This is a genomic window from Bradyrhizobium amphicarpaeae, from assembly GCF_002266435.3.
GTDB classification, from domain to species: Bacteria; Pseudomonadota; Alphaproteobacteria; order Rhizobiales; family Xanthobacteraceae; genus Bradyrhizobium; species Bradyrhizobium amphicarpaeae.
Genome location: NZ_CP029426.2, coordinates 3,585,656 through 3,602,821 on the forward strand (window position 1 = coordinate 3,585,656; position 17,166 = coordinate 3,602,821).

Consider the following 17,166-nt stretch of genomic DNA (forward strand, 5'->3'; position numbering starts at 1 on the left):
TCTCCGGGATATCCCGGAGCGATTTCCATCCCGACGGCCCGTTGCGCGAATCAGTTAGACTCGCGTCGGGCCATCTTCCGGAGAACCGCCTTGCAGAGCAGCGCCGGCGCGCGCGCATTCCAGAATGCGCGATTGCAGAAGAAATTGAAGAAGCAGGTCGATGGCGTGATCGCCGCCGCGGCGAACGCCTATGGCCAGGGTAATTATGCCGAGACAGATGCGATCTGCCGCCAGATCCTGCAAGCTGTCCCGGATCATTTCGACGCCATGCATCTGCTCGGCCTGTGCGTGCAGCACGCCGGACGGCTGGAAGAGGCGCAGCAACTGCTCGAACGTGCGATCGCTGTCGATCCGCGTTCGCACGAAGCTCACACCAATCTGGCGTCGGTCTATTTCGCCCTTCAGAAACCCGAGGCGGCTCGGGCCTGCCAGGAGAAGGCGATCGCACTGAAGCCGAATTTTACGCCGGCCCTGGTCGGCCTCGGAAATACCTTGCTACAGCTGAACCAGCCTGCGCAGGCCATCGAGATGTACGAGCGGGCGATCAAGCTGAAGCCCGATTATGCCGACGCGCATTGCAATCGCGGCGTTGCGGAGATGGCGCTGTATCGGTTCGAGCGCGCCACGGAGAGCTTCGCTCGCGCGCTGTTGTTCCAGCCCCGCCACGTCGAAGCTCTCGTCGGCAAGGGCGTGGCGAGCATGGAGCTCAAGCGCTATGGCGAGGCGGAAGCCGCGTTCGCGGCTGCGCTTGCGCTGAAGTCCGATTCCGCGAAGATCTGGGCGCAGCGCGGACGTCTCAACGCGGAATTGTTGCGGCTGGAAGAGGCGGCCGCGGATTTTGATGCGGCGCTCGCACTATCGCCCCGGCTCGAGGTGGCCTTGCGCGGAAAGGCCGAGGTTTCTCTCACGCTGGGGAATACCGCACAGGCGATCCTGGCCTGCACGACCTTGCTCGAGCAAAATCCACGTTCGACGATCGCATTGGCGTTGCTGAGCTCCTGTTTCGCAAACCAGGGAGAGATCGCCTCCGCGATCGAACATCTCGACGCGGCGCTGGCGATTTCGCCGGATCCGGACTTGATGGCGCGGAAGATCTACTTCCTCGACTTTCTCCCTGATGCCGATTTCACCATCCAGCAGGCGACGCGCAAGGCATGGGGTGACGCGATCGGCGCCAGGGTACCGCAAAGGGGACTCGCACCCCGGCAGCGCGATCCCGACAGGCGGATCGTGATCGGCTATGTCTCCTCCGAATTCCGCTACCACTCGGCGTCGTTCGGCCTGCTGCCGGTGCTGCGCCATCACGATCATGGCAATTTCGAAGTCGTATGTTATTCGTGCTCGCCGACCCAAGATGCGGTGACAGCCGACTTCAGATCGGCGGCGGACGTCTGGGTCGATGCCTGGCAGATGTTCGACGACGAACTGGCCGAGCGTATCGAAGCCGACAAGGTCGATATCCTGATCGACGTCTCCGGGCATTCGTCGGGCAACAGGCTCCAGGTCTTCGCCCGCAAGCCGGCGCCTATTCAGGTCACGGGCTTCGGACACGCGACCGGTACCGGCCTTCGGACGATGGACTACGTGCTCGCGGATCCCGTCTTCATTCCGGAATCGGCCCGGCATCTGCTGGCCGAAAAGGTCTACGACCTGCCGTGCCTGATCACGATCGATCCCATCCTGGACCTGCCGTCTACGGATCTTCCCATGCTCCGCAACGGCCACGTGACCTTCGGCGTATTCAACCGCGTCAACAAGATCTCGGATGAGGCCATCCGCGTCTGGTCGAAAGTGATGCGCGAGGTGTCGGGATCGAAGATCGTCGTCAAGCATACTCTGCTCGACGATCCCCTGGTGCGCGATGGTCTCCTCGCACGATTTGTGGCGCAGGGGATTCCGGAAGAAAACATCATTTGTCTGGGCGCGTCCGAGCGCTCCGAGCATCTGCGTGCCTTCGCCAACGTCGATATCTCGCTCGATCCATTCCCGCAGAATGGCGGCGTCAGCACCTGGGAGTCCCTTTATGCGGGCGTTCCCGTGGTTGCCAAGCTCGGTCACGGCGCATCGTCGCGCGCCGGCGGCTCTATCGTGGCGGCCGTCGGTCTCGATGACTGGGTCGCCGAGGATGATGAGGGCTATGTCGAGATCGCCCGCAAGTTTGCCTCGCAGCCCGAGCATCTGGCGAAGTTGCGTGCCGAGTTGCCGGCTCGGATCGCGGCCTCAGCCGCCGGCAATGTCGAGGTCTACACGCGCAGGGTCGAGCAGGGGTATCGCCAGTTCTGGCGCGACTATTGCGTCGCGGCTTCGAAAGGCGGCGAGGGTGCGTGATGCTGGCCGCCGGGGATAAAGGCCCCGCATTGCTGGGACCGGCTTAGTCGTCCGGAAACCATGAGCCGGCTCGCAGCCGCCCGCTTCACCGGTCCGAAAGCTGTTTGTAAGCATGTGGCACCAAAAGGGTGTGCCAATGCTCGACCTCGTATTCGGCCTCAATACCCGGCTGGGACGCTTGCAGTTCTTCCTGGCCACGATCGTGCTTGCGGTGGTGACGACCGCGATCTGCTTTGCAGTCGCGATGTCCGTGCTGCGCGACATCACGCCGGCCAATGTTCGTCCCGCGGATCTCCTGAAGAGTTGGGGGATGATCGCAGCGATCGCATTCTTCGCGCTGGCGACCGTGACGCTTTACTCGATGCGCTTCCGGGACATCGGATGGGACCCGGTTTGCGTGGTCCCGGCCTGGATCGCGCTCATGATCATCGACTATGTCGTCGCGACGCGGTTTCCCGCCTATGCGATCGGCCAGGATCATACCGGCACGATCGTCGGCGGCATCGCCAATCTCGTGCTGACGCTGGCGCTGTTGTTCTGGCCGAGCGGCGACCGTCACGACTGACGCACGATGAGATGAGGTGCCGCTCGACTTTCTAGACGAACGGCAGCTTGATGTTGCTGCGCTTCTCCAGCCATTCGGGCACGGGCAGGTTTTTGGCGCGCATGAAGTCCGCGTTGAACAGCTTCGACTGATAGCGGCTGCCAGAATCGCACAGCACGGTGACGATCGTCTTGCCTGGTCCAAGCTGCCTGGCGAGGCGCATGGCGCCCACGACGTTGACACCGGTCGAGCCGCCGAGACACAGGCCCTCGTGCTGGAGCAACTCGTAGATCACGCTCACGGCTTCGGCATCAGGAATGAGATAGGCATCGTCGACCTTCGCGGTCTCGACGATCGCGGTTGCGCGGTTGAGGCCGATGCCTTCCGTGATTGAGCCGCCCGGCGTCGCCTTGGCGTCGCCGGTCCTGAAGTACTCGTACATGCCGGCGCCGTGCGGGTCGGCACAGGCGATCCGGATGTCCTTGTTCTTCTCCTTCAGATAGCGGCTGGTGCCGGCGAGCGTGCCGCCGCTGCCGACCGAGCAGACGAAACCATCGACCTTGCCGCCGGTCTGCTCCCAGATTTCGGGTCCCGTCGACTCGTAATGCGCCTTGGCGTTGTCGAGGTTGTTCCACTGGTCCGCGAACAGCACGCCATTGGGTTCGGTCTTGCGTAGCTCGTCGGCGAGGCGGCGGCCGACATGCTGGTAGTTGTTGGGATTGGAGTAGGGCAGCGCCGGCGATTCCAGCAGCTCGGCGCCGCACAGCTTCAGAAAGTCCTTCTTCTCCTGGCTCTGCGTCTCCGGGATGACGATCAGGGTGCGATAGCCGCGCGCGCTCGCGACGACCGCAAGGCCAATGCCGGTATTGCCGGCGGTCGATTCCACCACGAGACCGCCGGGTTTGAGCTCGCCGCGCTTCTCGGCCTCGAGGATCATCCATTTGCCGGCGCGATCCTTGACGGACTGGCCGGGATTCATGAACTCGGCCTTGCCGAGAATGGTGCAGCCGGTCAATTCCGAGGCGCGCTTCAGCTTGATGAGCGGGGTGTTGCCGATGGCTTCGACAACGTCGTTTCGAATGATCATGTCGGGGAAATCGCTACCAAGGGGGTTGAACTGGTTGGCCAGAACGTAGTGCTTGGAAAGCCAAAGGGGAAGGCTTTTGCGTTGCGGCGAAATTGGCTGAAGCGCTTGTCCGAACAGTAAAATTCCCGAACCGCGCGACCGGCGACGATGCGCTTGGCCGCGAGGCGGGATATCGGTAGGAGGAAATGACTGAACTCCGTCGGAGCACGGAAGATGCCGGTCGCCACCAGGCCCCTTCACGACCGCTTTTTTCCAAAAGCGGGCCGAGCAGATATCGAGGGGGTGAGATAGTGCCAGGACGGCCGAGATCATATCTGGATTGGAATGGTAGCCTCGTCGCAATGGACGGCCTTGTGACATGGTCCGATCCGATGTCCGGCCGCGGCCAACCCGCCCGGGGGGCCGTGGTAGGGTCGAAAGGAAAGGCCATTTCGTCGGTGTGGCGGTAATATCACATGAAATCTTGGTAAGCTTGTTCGCGTCTCCCAGTTTTTGAGAGTGAAAGAAGTCACTGCCGCACAGGCACCTTCTGCATTCCCATTGATCGAAATTCCGACTCTTTGGCAGGCCATCACGCAACTGCGGCACTGTCCCGCTCGTCGGCGCCCGGCTAGGATGGATTTCAAGGTCCAGAAAGCATCACTTGTGAACGAGTTGTCCAAAGCCCCCCGTTTGTCCCGCCGCGAATCGGTTAATCCCGTTGCGCGGGGGGGTGATCTGCCCGGTGGGGGGTGGATGTGACACAGGTTGTTCCGGCGATCGCCATACGGCGGTCTGGAAGTGCCACATTCCGGACACAGCGCGCGGCGCGCTGGCTTGCGGTGGTGTGCCTCGCCGCCGGCTCCGGCGCTTGCGTCCTGACCCAGGACCTTCCCGATCCCGCGCTCGATGTTCCCGCGCAGTACAAATATGCCGGGAAGGCGGATGCGCCGCCGTCGCTGGATTGGTGGCGCAGCTTCCGATCCGCGGAGCTGACGCAGCTGATGGAGGAGGCGCAGACCGTCAATCTCGACATCGCCGCCGCAGTGGCGCGCATCGTCCAGGCTGACGCCCAGGCACGTCAGGCGGGCGCTGCGCTGCTGCCGAGCCTGTCCGGAACCGGGCAGGAGACCTATTCGCGCACCTCCGGCTCCTCGGCGTCCGGGCTCTCCATTGGCGGGCGCGAGGTCGTCAACTACCAGGCATCGCTGAGCGCGAGCTACCAGCTCGACTTCTGGGGGCAGAACCGCGATGCGCTGCAGACCGCCGAGGAGACGGCGAACGCCAACCGCTTTGACCGAGACACCGTCGCGCTGACGACGCTCGCGGCCGTCGCCAATGCCTATTTCCAGGTGCTGGCCTCGCAGGACCGCATCCGGACTTCACAGCGCAACATCGCCAGCGCGCAGCGGATCCTCGATGCCGTCAGGGAGCGGCGCAAGGCCGGCACCGGCACCGATCTCGACGTCGCCCAGCAGGAGAGCGTGCTTGCCAACCAGAAGGCCCTGGTGCCGCCGCTGCGCCAGACGCTGGACCAGAACGCCAACGCGCTTGCCGTGCTGGTCTCGCGCCCGCCGGAAAGCGTGCGCGTGCTAGGCGGCTCGCTGGACCGGATCGCGATCCCGCGCGTGACGCCCGGCCTGCCCTCGGAGCTGCTGACGCAGCGGCCCGACATTCGCCGCCAGGAGGCGCAGCTCGCCTCGGCGACGGCGAATATCGGCAACGCCCGCGCGCAGTTCTTTCCGACCATTCAGCTCACCGGCAATGGCGGCTATCAGAGCTCGGCCCTGGTCTCGCTGTTCCAGCCCCATGCGGCCTTCTTCCAGCTTGTCGGCAGCGCGACGCAGCCGATCTTCGACGGCGGCAGGATCCTCGGCAATTTCGAGTTCGCCAAGGCGCGCCAGGACGAATTGCTCCAGACCTACCGCAAGACCATCATCCAGTCGTTCACCGACGTCGACAACGCGCTGTTCTCGATCAAGCAGACCACGATCAAGCTTCAGCTGCAGCGCGATGTCGTCACCGCCTCGCGCCGCGCCTTCGATCTCGCCGAGCAGCAATTGCGCGCCGGCACCGCCGACATCGTGACCGTGCTCAACACTCAACTGACCCTGTTCCAGGCGGAAGACGCGCTGTCACAGGCGCAACTGGCCCGCTTGCTCGCCATCGTCAGCCTGTATCAGGCGCTCGGCGGTGGCTGGGAGCCGCGAATGGAGAAACCGGTCAATGCTCTTTAAGCCGGACAGCAAGCAGGGCGTAGAGCAGGGGACGGCAAAGAAATCGCGCGGCCGCGGCTTCATCATGACCCTGATCACGCTCGCGATCCTCGGCGGGCTCGGCTATTACGGCTGGACCGTCTGGCATCAGCAGCCGCAGCAGGCGAACGGCCGCAACCAGCGGCCCGATCTGCCGGTCCCGGTGCTGGCGGCGACGCCTCGCGTCCAGGACGTGCCGGTCTATCTCGACGGCGTCGGCGCGATCCGCGCGCTCAACACCGTGACCGTGCGCTCGCAGGTGGACGGCAAGCTCATCGCCGTGAATTTCACGGAAGGCCAGGACGTCAAGAAGGGCGACGTGCTCGGCGAGATCGATCCCGCGCTCTACCAGGCCACATACGACCAGGCGGTCGCCAAGAAGGCGCAGGACCAGGCCCAGCTCGCCAACCAGCGCATCGACCTGACACGGTACGAGCAGCTCGCTGCCTCCAATGCCGGCTCCAAGCAGCAGGCCGACACCCAGCGCGCGCTGGTCGCGCAGACCGAGGCGCTGGTGAAAGCGGACCAGGCCGCGATCGACAACGCAGCAGCGACGCTGAGCTACACCAAGATCGTGGCGCCGATCTCGGGGCGCGCCGGCCTGCGCCAGGTTGACCAGGGCAATATCGTCCACGCCTCCGACACCACCGGTCTCGTGGTGATCACGCAATTGCAGCCGATCGCGGTGTGGTTCAGCCTGCCGCAGCAACAGATCATGCGCGTCAACGCCGCGGCCGCCAAGGGGGCGCTCGCAGTCGACGTCTTCGGCAACGACGGGATCACCGTGATCGACACCGGCAAGCTCACCGGCATCGACAACCAGGTCGACCAGACCACCGGCACGCTCAAGCTCAAGGCGGAATTTCCAAACGCCAACTACCAGCTCTGGCCGGGCCAGTTCGTCAATGTCCGCCTCAAGGTCGAGACGCTGATGCAGGCGCTGGTGGTGCCGACGTCAGCCGTGCAGCGCGGACCGATCGGGACCTTCAGCTATGTCATCGGCGAAGACAATATCGTCTCGGCCAAGCCCGTGACGGTGACCCAGCAGAACGAGCACGACGCCGTGATCGCCAGCGGCCTGACGGCGAACGACAGGGTCGTCACGACCGGCTTTGCCAATCTGTCCGACGGCTCCAAGGTGACCATCGGCCGCGACGACCAGACCCCGTCGGCCGATCTCGCCCCGCGCAAGCGCGCGCGTGGGCCTGATGCCCAGAAGAAGGATGGTGCCAAGGAAGGGCAAAAGGACGGACAGGGTAAGGACGGCGAGTTCCGCGCCAAGCGCAAGAGCAGCGAGGGCGACCAGAAGGGACAGACCGGGCCGGCGCCAGGGCCTGGTGCATCGGGAAATGGAGCCAAACAGCCATGATCCCGACAACAGCCGCTTGACGCGGCAGGCAGATCCCATGGGTGTCTCCGAACCCTTCATCCGCCGTCCAATCGCGACCTCGCTGCTCGGTATCGCGCTTCTGATCGGCGGTCTGCTCGGCTATTTCGCGCTGCCGGTCTCGGCGCTGCCGCAGGTCGATTTCCCGACCGTGCAGGTGACGACGCAGCTTCCGGGCGCGAGCCCCGACGTGATCGCCTCGCTGATCACGGCGCCCCTCGAGCGGCAGCTCGGCCAGATCCCGTCGCTGTCGGCGATGAACTCCACGAGCTCGTTCGGCGTCAGCCAGATCTCGCTGCAGTTCGATCTCAATCGCGACATCGACGGCGCGACCCAGGACGTGCAGGCCGCGATCAATGCGGCGGCGGGCGTGCTGCCCAAGACGCTGCCGTATCCGCCGACCTACGCCAAGGTGAATCCGGCCGACGCGCCGGTGATGACACTGGCGCTGCGCTCGGACACCATCTCGCTGCGGGCGATGAGCGACATCGCCGACACGCTCCTGGCGCAACGGCTGAGCCAGATTTCCGGCGTCGGTCGCGTCTCCGTGCTCGGCGGGTTGAAGCCGGCCGTGCGCATCCAGGCGGACCTTGCGCGGCTCGCCGCCTACGGCATCGCCATGGAAGATCTGCGCACCGCGATCGCCAATGCCAATGTCTCCGGGCCTAAAGGCTCGCTCGACGGCGCGCAGCAATCCTACATCATCGCGGCCAACGACCAGATCGCAGCCGCCGACGCGTACAAGCCCGTCATCATCACCTACCGCAACGGCTCGCCCGTCACCATCGGCGACGTCGCGCAGATCGTCGATGGCCTGGAAAATGACCGCACCGGCGGCTGGTACCAGGGCACGCCAGCCGTCATCATCGACATCCAGCGCCAGCCGGGCGCCAATGTCATCGACGTCGTCAGCCAGATCCGCGCAGAAATCCCCAAGGTGCAGCGCGCGATTCCGGCCGGCGTGAATCTCACCATCGTCTCCGATCGCACTGTCACCATCCGCGCCTCGGTCCACGACGTGCAGTTCACGCTGGTTCTCAGCGTCGTGCTGGTGACGCTGGTGGTGCTGCTGTTCCTGCGCTCCCTGCGCGCAACCCTGATCGCCGGCGTGGCGCTGCCGCTGTCGCTGATCACAAGCTTCGGCATCATGTATTTCGCCGGCTTCAGCCTCGACAATCTGTCGCTGATGGCGCTGACGATCGGCACCGGCTTCGTCGTCGACGACGCCATCGTCATGATCGAGAACATCGTCCGCCACATGGAGAACGGCGACAGTGCGATGGAGGCCTCGCTGAAGGGCGCGAGCGAAATCGGCTTCACCGTGATCTCGCTGACGGTGTCGCTGATCGCGGTCTTCATCCCGCTGCTGTTCATGTCGGGCCTGGTCGGGCGCATGTTCCGCGAGTTCGCGCTGACCTTGACGATCGCGGTCGTGACCTCGGCCGTGGTCTCGCTGACGCTGACGCCGATGATGTGCTCGCGCCTGCTCAAGCACGCCCATGAAGAGCTGGCGGTGCCGGGCCTGGCCGCCATCAGCCGCTTCATCGACCGCACCGTCGAGGCCTATCACCGCACGCTGCTGGTGGTTCTGCAGCACCAGCGCATGACGCTGGTCGTGACCTTCGCAACTCTGGTTGCGACCCTCGTCCTTTACGTCGTCGCGCCGAAAGGCTTCCTGCCGCTGCAGGACACCGCCTCGATCACGGCGGTGACGGAGGCCGGGCCCGACGTGTCGTTCGCGGAGATGCAGAAGCGGCAGGCCGAGGCGGCCTCCGCCATCAAGGCCGACCCCGACGTAACAGGCGTGGTCTCGGTGATCGGTGCGGGCTCGGTCAATCCGACCACCAATGTCGGCCGTCTCGTCATGACCTTGAAGCCGCGCGGCGAGCGGCACGACGATGTCAGCGCGGTCATTGTCCGGCTGAAGGAGCGGGTCTCGGGCATTCCCGGCATGACCGTCTATTTCCAGCCGGTGCAGGACGTGCAGATCTCGACCCAGTCGAGCCGCTCGCAATATCAGTACACGCTGACCGGAACCGATGCGACGCTGGTGTCGGAATGGGCGCGCAAGCTGGTCGCAGAGATGCGGCACGATCCGTTGTTCCGCGACGTCTCCTCGGAGGCGCAGGAGGGGGGGTTGCGGGCGCAGCTCGACGTCGACCGCACCCGCGCCGGCCAGCTCGGCGTCAGCCTGCAAGGCATCACCGATACGCTGAACGACGCCTTCGCGCAGCGGCAGATCTCGACCATCTACGGCCAGGCCAACCAGTACCGCGTGGTGCTGGAGGCGCTGCCGATGTACCAGCGCGATCCCTCGATCCTGTCGAAACTCTATCTGCCGGGGGCCGCGAGCGCGACCGCCGGCGCGCCCAACGCGCAGGTGCCGCTGTCGGCCGTGGCGACGCTGAAGCGCACCACCGCGCCGCTCGCGATCTCGCACCAGGCGCAATTCCCCTCGGTGTCGCTCAGCTTCAATCTCGCGCCCGGCGCCGCGCTCGGCGATGCCGTCGATGCCGTCAAGACGATCGAGACCCGGATCGGCATGCCCAACAGCATCAGCGGCGTCTACGCGGGCGATGCCGCCGAATTCGCCAAGGCGCTCGCCGGCCAGCCCTGGCTGCTGCTCGCCGCCGTGATCACGATCTACATCGTGCTCGGGGTGCTCTATGAGAGCTACATCCACCCGATCACGATCCTGTCGACACTGCCTTCGGCGGGTGTCGGCGCCATCCTGGCGCTGCTGCTGTGCGGACAGGACCTCTCGGTGATCGGCCTGATCGGCATCATCCTGCTGATGGGCATCGTCAAGAAGAACGCGATCATGATGATCGACTTCGCGCTCGAGGCCGAGCGCAGGCAGGGCATGTCGCCGAACGAAGCCATCGTGCAGGCCTGCCTGTTGCGCTTCCGCCCGATCATGATGACGACGCTGGCGGCGTTGTTCGGCGCGCTGCCGCTGGCGATCGAGAGCGGCACCGGCGCCGAGCTGCGCTTCCCGCTCGGCGTCTCCATCATCGGCGGCCTGCTGCTCAGCCAGCTCCTGACCCTCTACACGACGCCCGTGATCTATCTCGCGCTTGACCGCATCAACCGTCGCCTCGAGCAGGCGCTGCCGCCGGCCGAACCCGGCGGCCCGCCGGTCGCGGGCGCGACCGAAGGGATGCAGTGATGGCATCGATCTCGGAGCCGTTCATCCGCCGCCCGGTCGCCACCACGCTGCTGTCGATCGGATTGTTCCTGCTGGGTGTGGTTGCCTACGAGTTCCTTCCCGTCGCCTCGGTCCCGAACGTCGACTTCCCCGCCATCTTCGTCTCGGCCAGCCGGCCCGGCGCCGACCCGTCCGTGATGGCGGCAACCGTGGCCTCGCCACTGGAGCGGCGGCTCGGCGAGATCTCGGGCATCAACCAGATCACCTCGACCTCTTCGCTCGGCACGACCAGCATCCAGCTCCAGTTCGACATCGGCCGCAACATCGACAAGGCCGCGCGCGACGTGCAGGCGGCGATCAACGCCGCGATGGTCGATCTGCCGAGCGACCTGCCGACGCTGCCGCGCTTCCGCAAGGCCAATACCGCCGGCGCGCCGGTCTTCGTATTGGCGCTGACCTCGAAAACCCTTGCGGCGAGCGCGATCTACGATGTCGCCGACACCGTGCTGGCCCAGCGCATCTCGCAGGTCCCCGGCGTCGGCAACGTGACGATCAGCGGCGCGGACCAGCCGGCGGTGCGGATCCAGCTGAATCCGGTGGCGTTGTCGAATGCCGGCATCGCCACCGACGACGTCCGAACCGCGATCATCAACGCCAATCCGCTTGGCCCCGTCGGCATCTTCAACGGCGAGCGCCAGAGTGAGACGCTGTCGCTGAACAAGCAGATGCGCACGGCCAAGGAATTCCGGGACATCATCATCAAGAGCGCGAACGGCAGCTTCTTGCGGCTGTCCGACGTCGCCGAGGTCGAGGATGGGGTCCGCAATGCCCGTTCGATCGCCTGGTTCAACAAGCAGCCGGCGGTGCTGATCCAGATCACCAAGCAGGGCGACGCCAACGTCATCGATACTGTCGACCGGGTGAAGGCGCTGATCCCCGAATTGAAGCAGTGGATCCCGGCCGGCGTTGACGTTTCCACCCTGGTCGACCGCACCAGCACGATCCGCGCCAGCGTGATGGACATGCAATGGACGCTGCTGGCGACCGCCATCCTGGTGATGGTCGTGGTGTTCGTATTCCTGCGCCGCCTGACACCGACGATCGCGGCCGGCATCTCGGTGCCGCTGGCTCTGGCCGGCACCTGCGCCGGCATGTGGATCGCGGGCTTCTCGATCGACAATCTGTCGCTGATGGCGCTGGCGATCTCGGTCGGCTTCGTGGTCGACGACGCCATCGTCATGATCGAGAACATGTACCGCAATCTCGAGCACGGCATGCGGCCGTTCCCGGCGGCGGTCGAGGGTGCCCGGCAGATCGGCTTCACCGTGGTCTCGATCAGCCTGTCGCTGATCGCGGCCTTCACGCCGCTGATCTTCATGGACGGCATCGTCGGCCGCCTGTTGCGCGAGTTCTCGCTGACGCTGACCTTTGCGATCGTGGTCTCCACCCTGGTGTCGCTGACGGTGACGCCGATGATCTGCGCCCATTACATCCGGCAGACGACGTCCGGCACGGCAACGATGTTCGATCGCATCATCGAAGGCTCGCTGTCGCGCATCGTCGCATTTTATGCCCGCACCCTGCGTACCGTGCTGGATTTCCCGCTGCTGACGCTGCTGGTATTCTTCGCCACCATCGGCCTTACCGTGATGCTCTATATCAAGGTTCCCAAGGGCTATTTCCCGACCGACGATTCCGGCTTCGTCATCGGCGCGACGCGGGCCTCGGCGGACATCTCGTTCCAGTCCATGCTCAGCCTTCAGCAGCGGCTCGCCGACATCGTCATGAGGGATCCCGCCGTGGCCGGCATCGGCTCGACCGTCGGTGGCGGAGGCGGGCCGGGGGGAGCGACCTCGAACCGCGGCACCATGTTCATCAGCCTGAAGCCGCCCGAGGAGCGCGACCACGTTTCGACGGAGGTTGTGATCGACCGTCTCAGGCGCGCGCTCTACCCCGTCCCGGGCATCCGCCTCTTCATGTTCGCAGCCCAGGACGTTCGCGCCGGCGGCCGGCAGAGCGATTCCAGCTTTCAGTATACGCTGAGCAGCACCGACCTCGGTCTCCTGCAGAAATGGGCGCCGATTGTCGCCAAGCGGATGGAAAGCGTCGAGGGCATCACCGACGTGTCCAGCGATCGCGATCCCGGCGGGCTGCAACTCACTCTGAGCATCGACCGCCAGAAGGCCTCGGCGCTCGGCGTCAGGGTTCAGGACATCGACAATGCGCTGAACAACGCGTTCTCGCAGCGGCAGATCTCGATCATCTACACCCAGCGCAACCAGTACATGACCGTGCTGGAGATCGACCCGAAATTCCAGGTCGATCCCTCCAACCTCGATCGCATCTACGTTGCCGGCGCCGGCGATGCGCAGGTGCCGCTGTCGGCCGTGGTGCATGCGACGCGCGGGCTCGCCGCGCTCGCGGTCTATCATTCGCAGTCGTTCCCTTCGACCACCGTGTCGTTCAACCTGCTGCCGGACGTGCAGCTTCAGGCGGCGACGCAGAACATCCAGCGCGCGGTGGAAGAACTGCACATGCCCGAAGGCATTCGCGGCAGCTTCGACGGCAATGCCGGCGACTTCGCCAAGACCAGCGGTCGGCAGCCGCTCCTGATCCTCGGCGCGCTGGTGGCGATGTATATCGTGCTCGGGGTGCTCTATGAGAGCCTCGCCCATCCGCTCACGATCATCTCGACGCTACCCTCGGCCGGGTTGGGTGCGCTGCTCGCCCTGCAGCTCACCAACACGCCGCTGACGGTGATCGCCTTCGTCGGCATCATCCTCCTGATCGGCATCGTCAAGAAGAACGGCATCATGATGGTGGATTTCGCGCTCGAGGCCGAACGCCAGCGCGGCCTGTCCTCGGCGGAGGCGATCTTCGAGGCCTGCCAGGCGCGCTTCCGCCCGATCCTGATGACGACCATGGCGGCGCTGTTCGCCGGCATTCCGCTCGTGGTGGCGACCGGGCCCGGCACGGAGCTGCGCCGTCCGCTCGGCATCACCATCATCGGCGGCCTGTTCGTCTCGCAGATCCTGACGCTCTACACCACGCCCGTGATCTACCTGCTGATCGACCGCCTGCGGCGGCGGTCGGAGCCGCGTCCGGTGCCTGCGCCGGCGGAATAGGTTGTTGAAGCGCCGCATCAAGCGTATAGCGGCGCCCATGTCGAACCCACCAGATATAGCCGCCGCCGACCCGATCCCCGAGTGCCCGCATTGCCAGAAGCCGATGCCGCTGTGCATCTGTGACAGCATCACGCCGATCGAAAAGAGCCGCCTCGGGCTCCTGATCCTCCAGCATCCGCAGGAGCAGGACAGGGCGCTCGGCACCGCGCGGCTGCTGGCCAGGCATTTCGCCAAGGCAACGGTGCGGGTCGGCCTGTCCTGGCCGAGCCTGTCCAAGGCGCTGGGCCATCACGTCGAGAACGCCTCGCACTGGGCCGTGCTTTATCTTGGTTCGGCCCGTGCCTCCGATCTCGAAGCGGAAGCCGAGATCGTCGCGCTCAACCGCAAGGGCGAGGTCGCGGACAACCAGCGCGCCATCCTCGGCAAGCTCGAAGGCGTGGTGCTGCTCGACGGTACCTGGAGCCAGGCCAAGGCGCTGTGGTGGCGCAATCCCTGGATGCTCAAATGCCAGCGCGTGATCCTCAACCCCGCGCATCCCTCGCGCTATGGGCGCCTGCGCAAGGAGCCGCGCAAGGACGGGCTCTCCACCATCGAGGCCGCGGCGACGATGCTGGCCGGCCTCGAGAAGCGCCCCGACATCGCCGACACCCTGAACGCCAGTTTTGAACGGCTGTTAACGCGCTACCGCGAGGTCCAGGCCGAGATGCCGGAACTGGCGCCCAAGCCTGCCCCGAAGGGCCGGCGCGACTTCCGGCGGCGCAAACGAGCCTGACTTCGGCCCAAGTCATCTGTACGGTCGATTGCACCGCGAGGCGCGGGCGGCTAGAGGACGTCGGCCGGCACAGGTCGCGATCTGCGGTCCAGTTGCGGCGTCAGAGAGCGGCAACCGAAGGGGCAGTCGAATTCAGCTCGCGGTGAAGGAAATCCTGACACAGGCGGCGCGGCCCGACCGTTGGGGCACGCTCGCGCTGATGGACATTTCGCTGCGCTACCGGCGGACCGTGATCGGCCCGCTCTGGATCACGCTGACACTTGCCGCGACGATCGCAAGCGTCGGCACGGTCTATGCGGCCCTGTTCAAGCAGGACATCGCTGCCTTCCTGCCGTCCTTCGCGGTCGGGCTGATCGTCTGGACCCTGATGGCTGCGACGCTGCAGGAGGGCTCCAACGTTTTCGTGGCGTCCGGCCATCTCATCAAGGCGGTGCCGGCGCCGCTGATCGTTCACGTCCTCCAGATGATCGCGCGCAACGTCCTCATCTTCGCGCATCATCTGGTGATCGTCGTGCTGCTCTACGTCGTGATGCCATGGCCGCTGCACTGGAGCATGCTGCTCGCGCTGCCCGGCTTTGCGATCCTGTTCCTCGCGCTGCTCGGCGGCGCGGTCGCGCTCGGCATGCTCTGCGCGCGTTTTCGCGACATTGGTTCGGCGATCGTCAGCGGCCTGCAATTCGTCTTCTTCCTCACGCCGATCATCTGGACCGAGGACAGCGCGCGCGGCACCGCGTTTCACTGGCTGACATGGGTCAATCCGTTCGCGACGCTGCTCGATCTGGTGCGCCGGCCGCTGTTGTCGCAGCCGACCGATGCGGAGCAATGGCTGTTAGGGGCCCTCTATGCGATCGTCTTGGCCGTCATCGGCCTCGGCTGCTACGCAAAATACCGCCATCGCGTGGCGTATTGGCTGTGATGTGCGGATGACCAACACGGCCCACATCGCGCTTCGGGACGTCTCGGTCACGTTTCCGGTGCTGTCGTTTCACGACCGCTCGCTGCGCAGCCGGTTCGTCAGCGCCGTGACGCTGCGGCGGAAGCCCGCGGCTTCGCATATCATCACGGCGTTGAACGAGGTCAGCCTCGACATCCGCGCCGGCGATCGCCTCGCCATCATCGGCGCCAACGGCGCCGGCAAGACCACGCTGCTGCGGGTTCTCGCCGGCATCTACCATCCGACGGCGGGGCGCATCGACGTATCCGGCCGCTGCCTGTCGCTTTTTGATTTGCAGGCCGGCTTCGACGAGGAGGCGACCGGCTACGAGAACATCATGCGGCGCGGCCTCGTGATCGGCGCCCGGCGCGCCGAGATCGACGCGCGGCGGGCGGAGATTGCCGAGTTCACCGAGCTCGGCGACCGGCTCGACCTGCCGTTGCGCACCTATTCCAGCGGGATGATGCTGCGCCTGATCTTCGCGGTCGCAACCGCGGTCGAGGGCGAGATCGTGCTGCTCGACGAATGGATCGGCGTTGGCGACCAGCAATTCCGCAGGAAGGCGCGGCAGCGGCTCGATGAGATCGTCGCCCGCGCCGGCATTCTCGTGCTCGCCTCGCACGATATCGAGCTGATCCAGAGCACCTGCAACCGGGCGATCCTGCTGGAGCAGGGACGGATCATCGCGGCCGGGGCAACCGATACGATTCTCGCGCAATATCTGGCGGGGTCCGGTGCGAGGAAGGCGTAGCGGTTCGAAGGTCTCCCGGACCGGGCGGTCTCCGGCCAAAATCGGACGAAGGCGGTTGCCTAAATCCTTCATCCCCTATATTGCTCCGCCCTTACGGGGCCACGTGGCGGAGTGGTTACGCGCCGGTCTGCAAAACCGTTTACTCGGGTTCGAGTCCCGACGTGGCCTCCATCATAGATATCTGATTTTCCTATTGAATTCAGCTCCGCGCGTATTCCGGTGAGCGCGCCGGGGTGGCGCACCGCGCGGTGTCCCCCGGGTTTGCCCGGGGCTCGCTGGAAACCCTGGATTCACGCCCGTTGGCATACACTTCGCATCTGCGAAGTGATGCGACTGACATCAACGAGCGCTGGAGCACCCGTGGGCGACATCGTCCGATTTGTCCCGAAATCCGAGCTGGAGCGGGCTCGCCTCATCCGCGAGGCCCGCGCGATCTACGACAGCATCTTTCCATCGTCTGCACCCGACCGGGCGCCGCAGGATGGCGAGGAGCGCGTCAAGACCTGATCGTCGCGGCGGCGGCTTTCACACAGCGCCTACGGCAAAACGCCGGCGAGGCGGGCGGTACGGTTCATCGCGAAAGCAGCCTCAGCAGGCTGCGTACCAGCCGTCGGGGAACGGCAGGAGGGGCCAGGCGCCCTCATTGTCATTGGCCGCTTTGGGCGTCGCGTCGAAACTCCACGAGCGGGGCACGAATTCCTCCTCCGGCGCGTGAGCGAAATCTTCAATGACCATGGCGTCCCGGACGGCATCCAGCAGCAGATTGAATTCGGCTTCGCTTCTCATTGCACCCTCGCAGAACGCGGACGGCGCAATGTCGCAAAGCCGGTTTGTTACCCGGTTGAGCCGATCGTTC

12 protein-coding genes and 1 tRNA gene are annotated in these 17,166 nt (G+C 65.2%); 11 read left to right on the forward strand and 2 right to left on the reverse strand.

The annotated features are described in order from the left end of the window. Window positions 1-90: 90 nt before the first annotated feature. Window positions 91-2,328: an O-linked N-acetylglucosamine transferase family protein gene (locus CIT40_RS16635; RefSeq protein ID WP_109862226.1), complete on the forward strand. Its 2,238-nt coding sequence runs from the start codon at window positions 91-93 to the stop codon at window positions 2,326-2,328. Between the two features lie 136 nt (window positions 2,329-2,464). Beyond that, window positions 2,465-2,893 (forward strand): DUF805 domain-containing protein, encoded by a 429-nt coding sequence (locus tag CIT40_RS16640; RefSeq protein ID WP_193550921.1) that lies wholly within the window; start codon window positions 2,465-2,467, stop codon window positions 2,891-2,893. 31 nt (window positions 2,894-2,924) lie between these two features. On the opposite strand, the gene CIT40_RS16645 is transcribed toward CIT40_RS16640, so the two are convergent. Further along, on the reverse strand, window positions 2,925-3,959 hold the full coding sequence (locus CIT40_RS16645; protein ID WP_094897008.1) for a cysteine synthase A: 1,035 nt from the start codon (window positions 3,957-3,959) through the stop codon (window positions 2,925-2,927). 731 nt (window positions 3,960-4,690) lie between these two features. Here CIT40_RS16645 and CIT40_RS16650 point away from each other — a divergent pair. The 9 genes from CIT40_RS16650 (at window position 4,691) to CIT40_RS16690 (ending at window position 16,817) form a co-directional block, all read left to right on the forward strand. Beyond that, window positions 4,691-6,175, forward strand: coding sequence for an efflux transporter outer membrane subunit (locus CIT40_RS16650; RefSeq protein WP_094897009.1), 1,485 nt, complete (start codon window positions 4,691-4,693; stop codon window positions 6,173-6,175). Then, window positions 6,165-7,562: an efflux RND transporter periplasmic adaptor subunit gene (locus CIT40_RS16655; protein WP_094897010.1), complete on the forward strand. Its 1,398-nt coding sequence runs from the start codon at window positions 6,165-6,167 to the stop codon at window positions 7,560-7,562. The genes CIT40_RS16650 and CIT40_RS16655 overlap by 11 nt, the downstream gene beginning before the upstream one ends. Before the next feature lie 37 nt (window positions 7,563-7,599). After that, window positions 7,600-10,749 carry an efflux RND transporter permease subunit gene (locus CIT40_RS16660; RefSeq protein WP_094897011.1) on the forward strand — a complete coding sequence of 1,050 codons (3,150 nt, stop codon included), beginning with the start codon at window positions 7,600-7,602 and terminating at the stop codon, window positions 10,747-10,749. After that, window positions 10,749-13,853 carry an efflux RND transporter permease subunit gene (locus CIT40_RS16665; RefSeq protein WP_094897012.1) on the forward strand — a complete coding sequence of 1,035 codons (3,105 nt, stop codon included), beginning with the start codon at window positions 10,749-10,751 and terminating at the stop codon, window positions 13,851-13,853. The genes CIT40_RS16660 and CIT40_RS16665 overlap by 1 nt, the downstream gene beginning before the upstream one ends. A 37-nt stretch (window positions 13,854-13,890) precedes the next feature. Beyond that, window positions 13,891-14,625, forward strand: a complete 735-nt coding sequence (locus CIT40_RS16670; RefSeq protein WP_094897013.1) for a tRNA-uridine aminocarboxypropyltransferase — start codon at window positions 13,891-13,893, stop codon at window positions 14,623-14,625. A gap of 142 nt (window positions 14,626-14,767) precedes the next feature. Next, window positions 14,768-15,541: an ABC transporter permease gene (locus CIT40_RS16675; RefSeq protein WP_244611985.1), complete on the forward strand. Its 774-nt coding sequence runs from the start codon at window positions 14,768-14,770 to the stop codon at window positions 15,539-15,541. Between the two features lie 7 nt (window positions 15,542-15,548). Then, window positions 15,549-16,310, forward strand: coding sequence for an ABC transporter ATP-binding protein (locus CIT40_RS16680; RefSeq protein WP_094897014.1), 762 nt, complete (start codon window positions 15,549-15,551; stop codon window positions 16,308-16,310). A gap of 97 nt (window positions 16,311-16,407) precedes the next feature. After that, window positions 16,408-16,481: transfer RNA gene (locus tag CIT40_RS16685), tRNA-Cys, on the forward strand. 189 nt (window positions 16,482-16,670) lie between these two features. Next, window positions 16,671-16,817 carry a hypothetical protein gene (locus CIT40_RS16690; protein ID WP_167443355.1) on the forward strand — a complete coding sequence of 49 codons (147 nt, stop codon included), beginning with the start codon at window positions 16,671-16,673 and terminating at the stop codon, window positions 16,815-16,817. A gap of 81 nt (window positions 16,818-16,898) precedes the next feature. Here the strand turns inward: CIT40_RS16690 and CIT40_RS16695 are convergent, their stop codons facing one another. Beyond that, window positions 16,899-17,096 carry a hypothetical protein gene (locus CIT40_RS16695; protein WP_094897015.1) on the reverse strand — a complete coding sequence of 66 codons (198 nt, stop codon included), beginning with the start codon at window positions 17,094-17,096 and terminating at the stop codon, window positions 16,899-16,901. Window positions 17,097-17,166 lie beyond the last annotated feature (70 nt).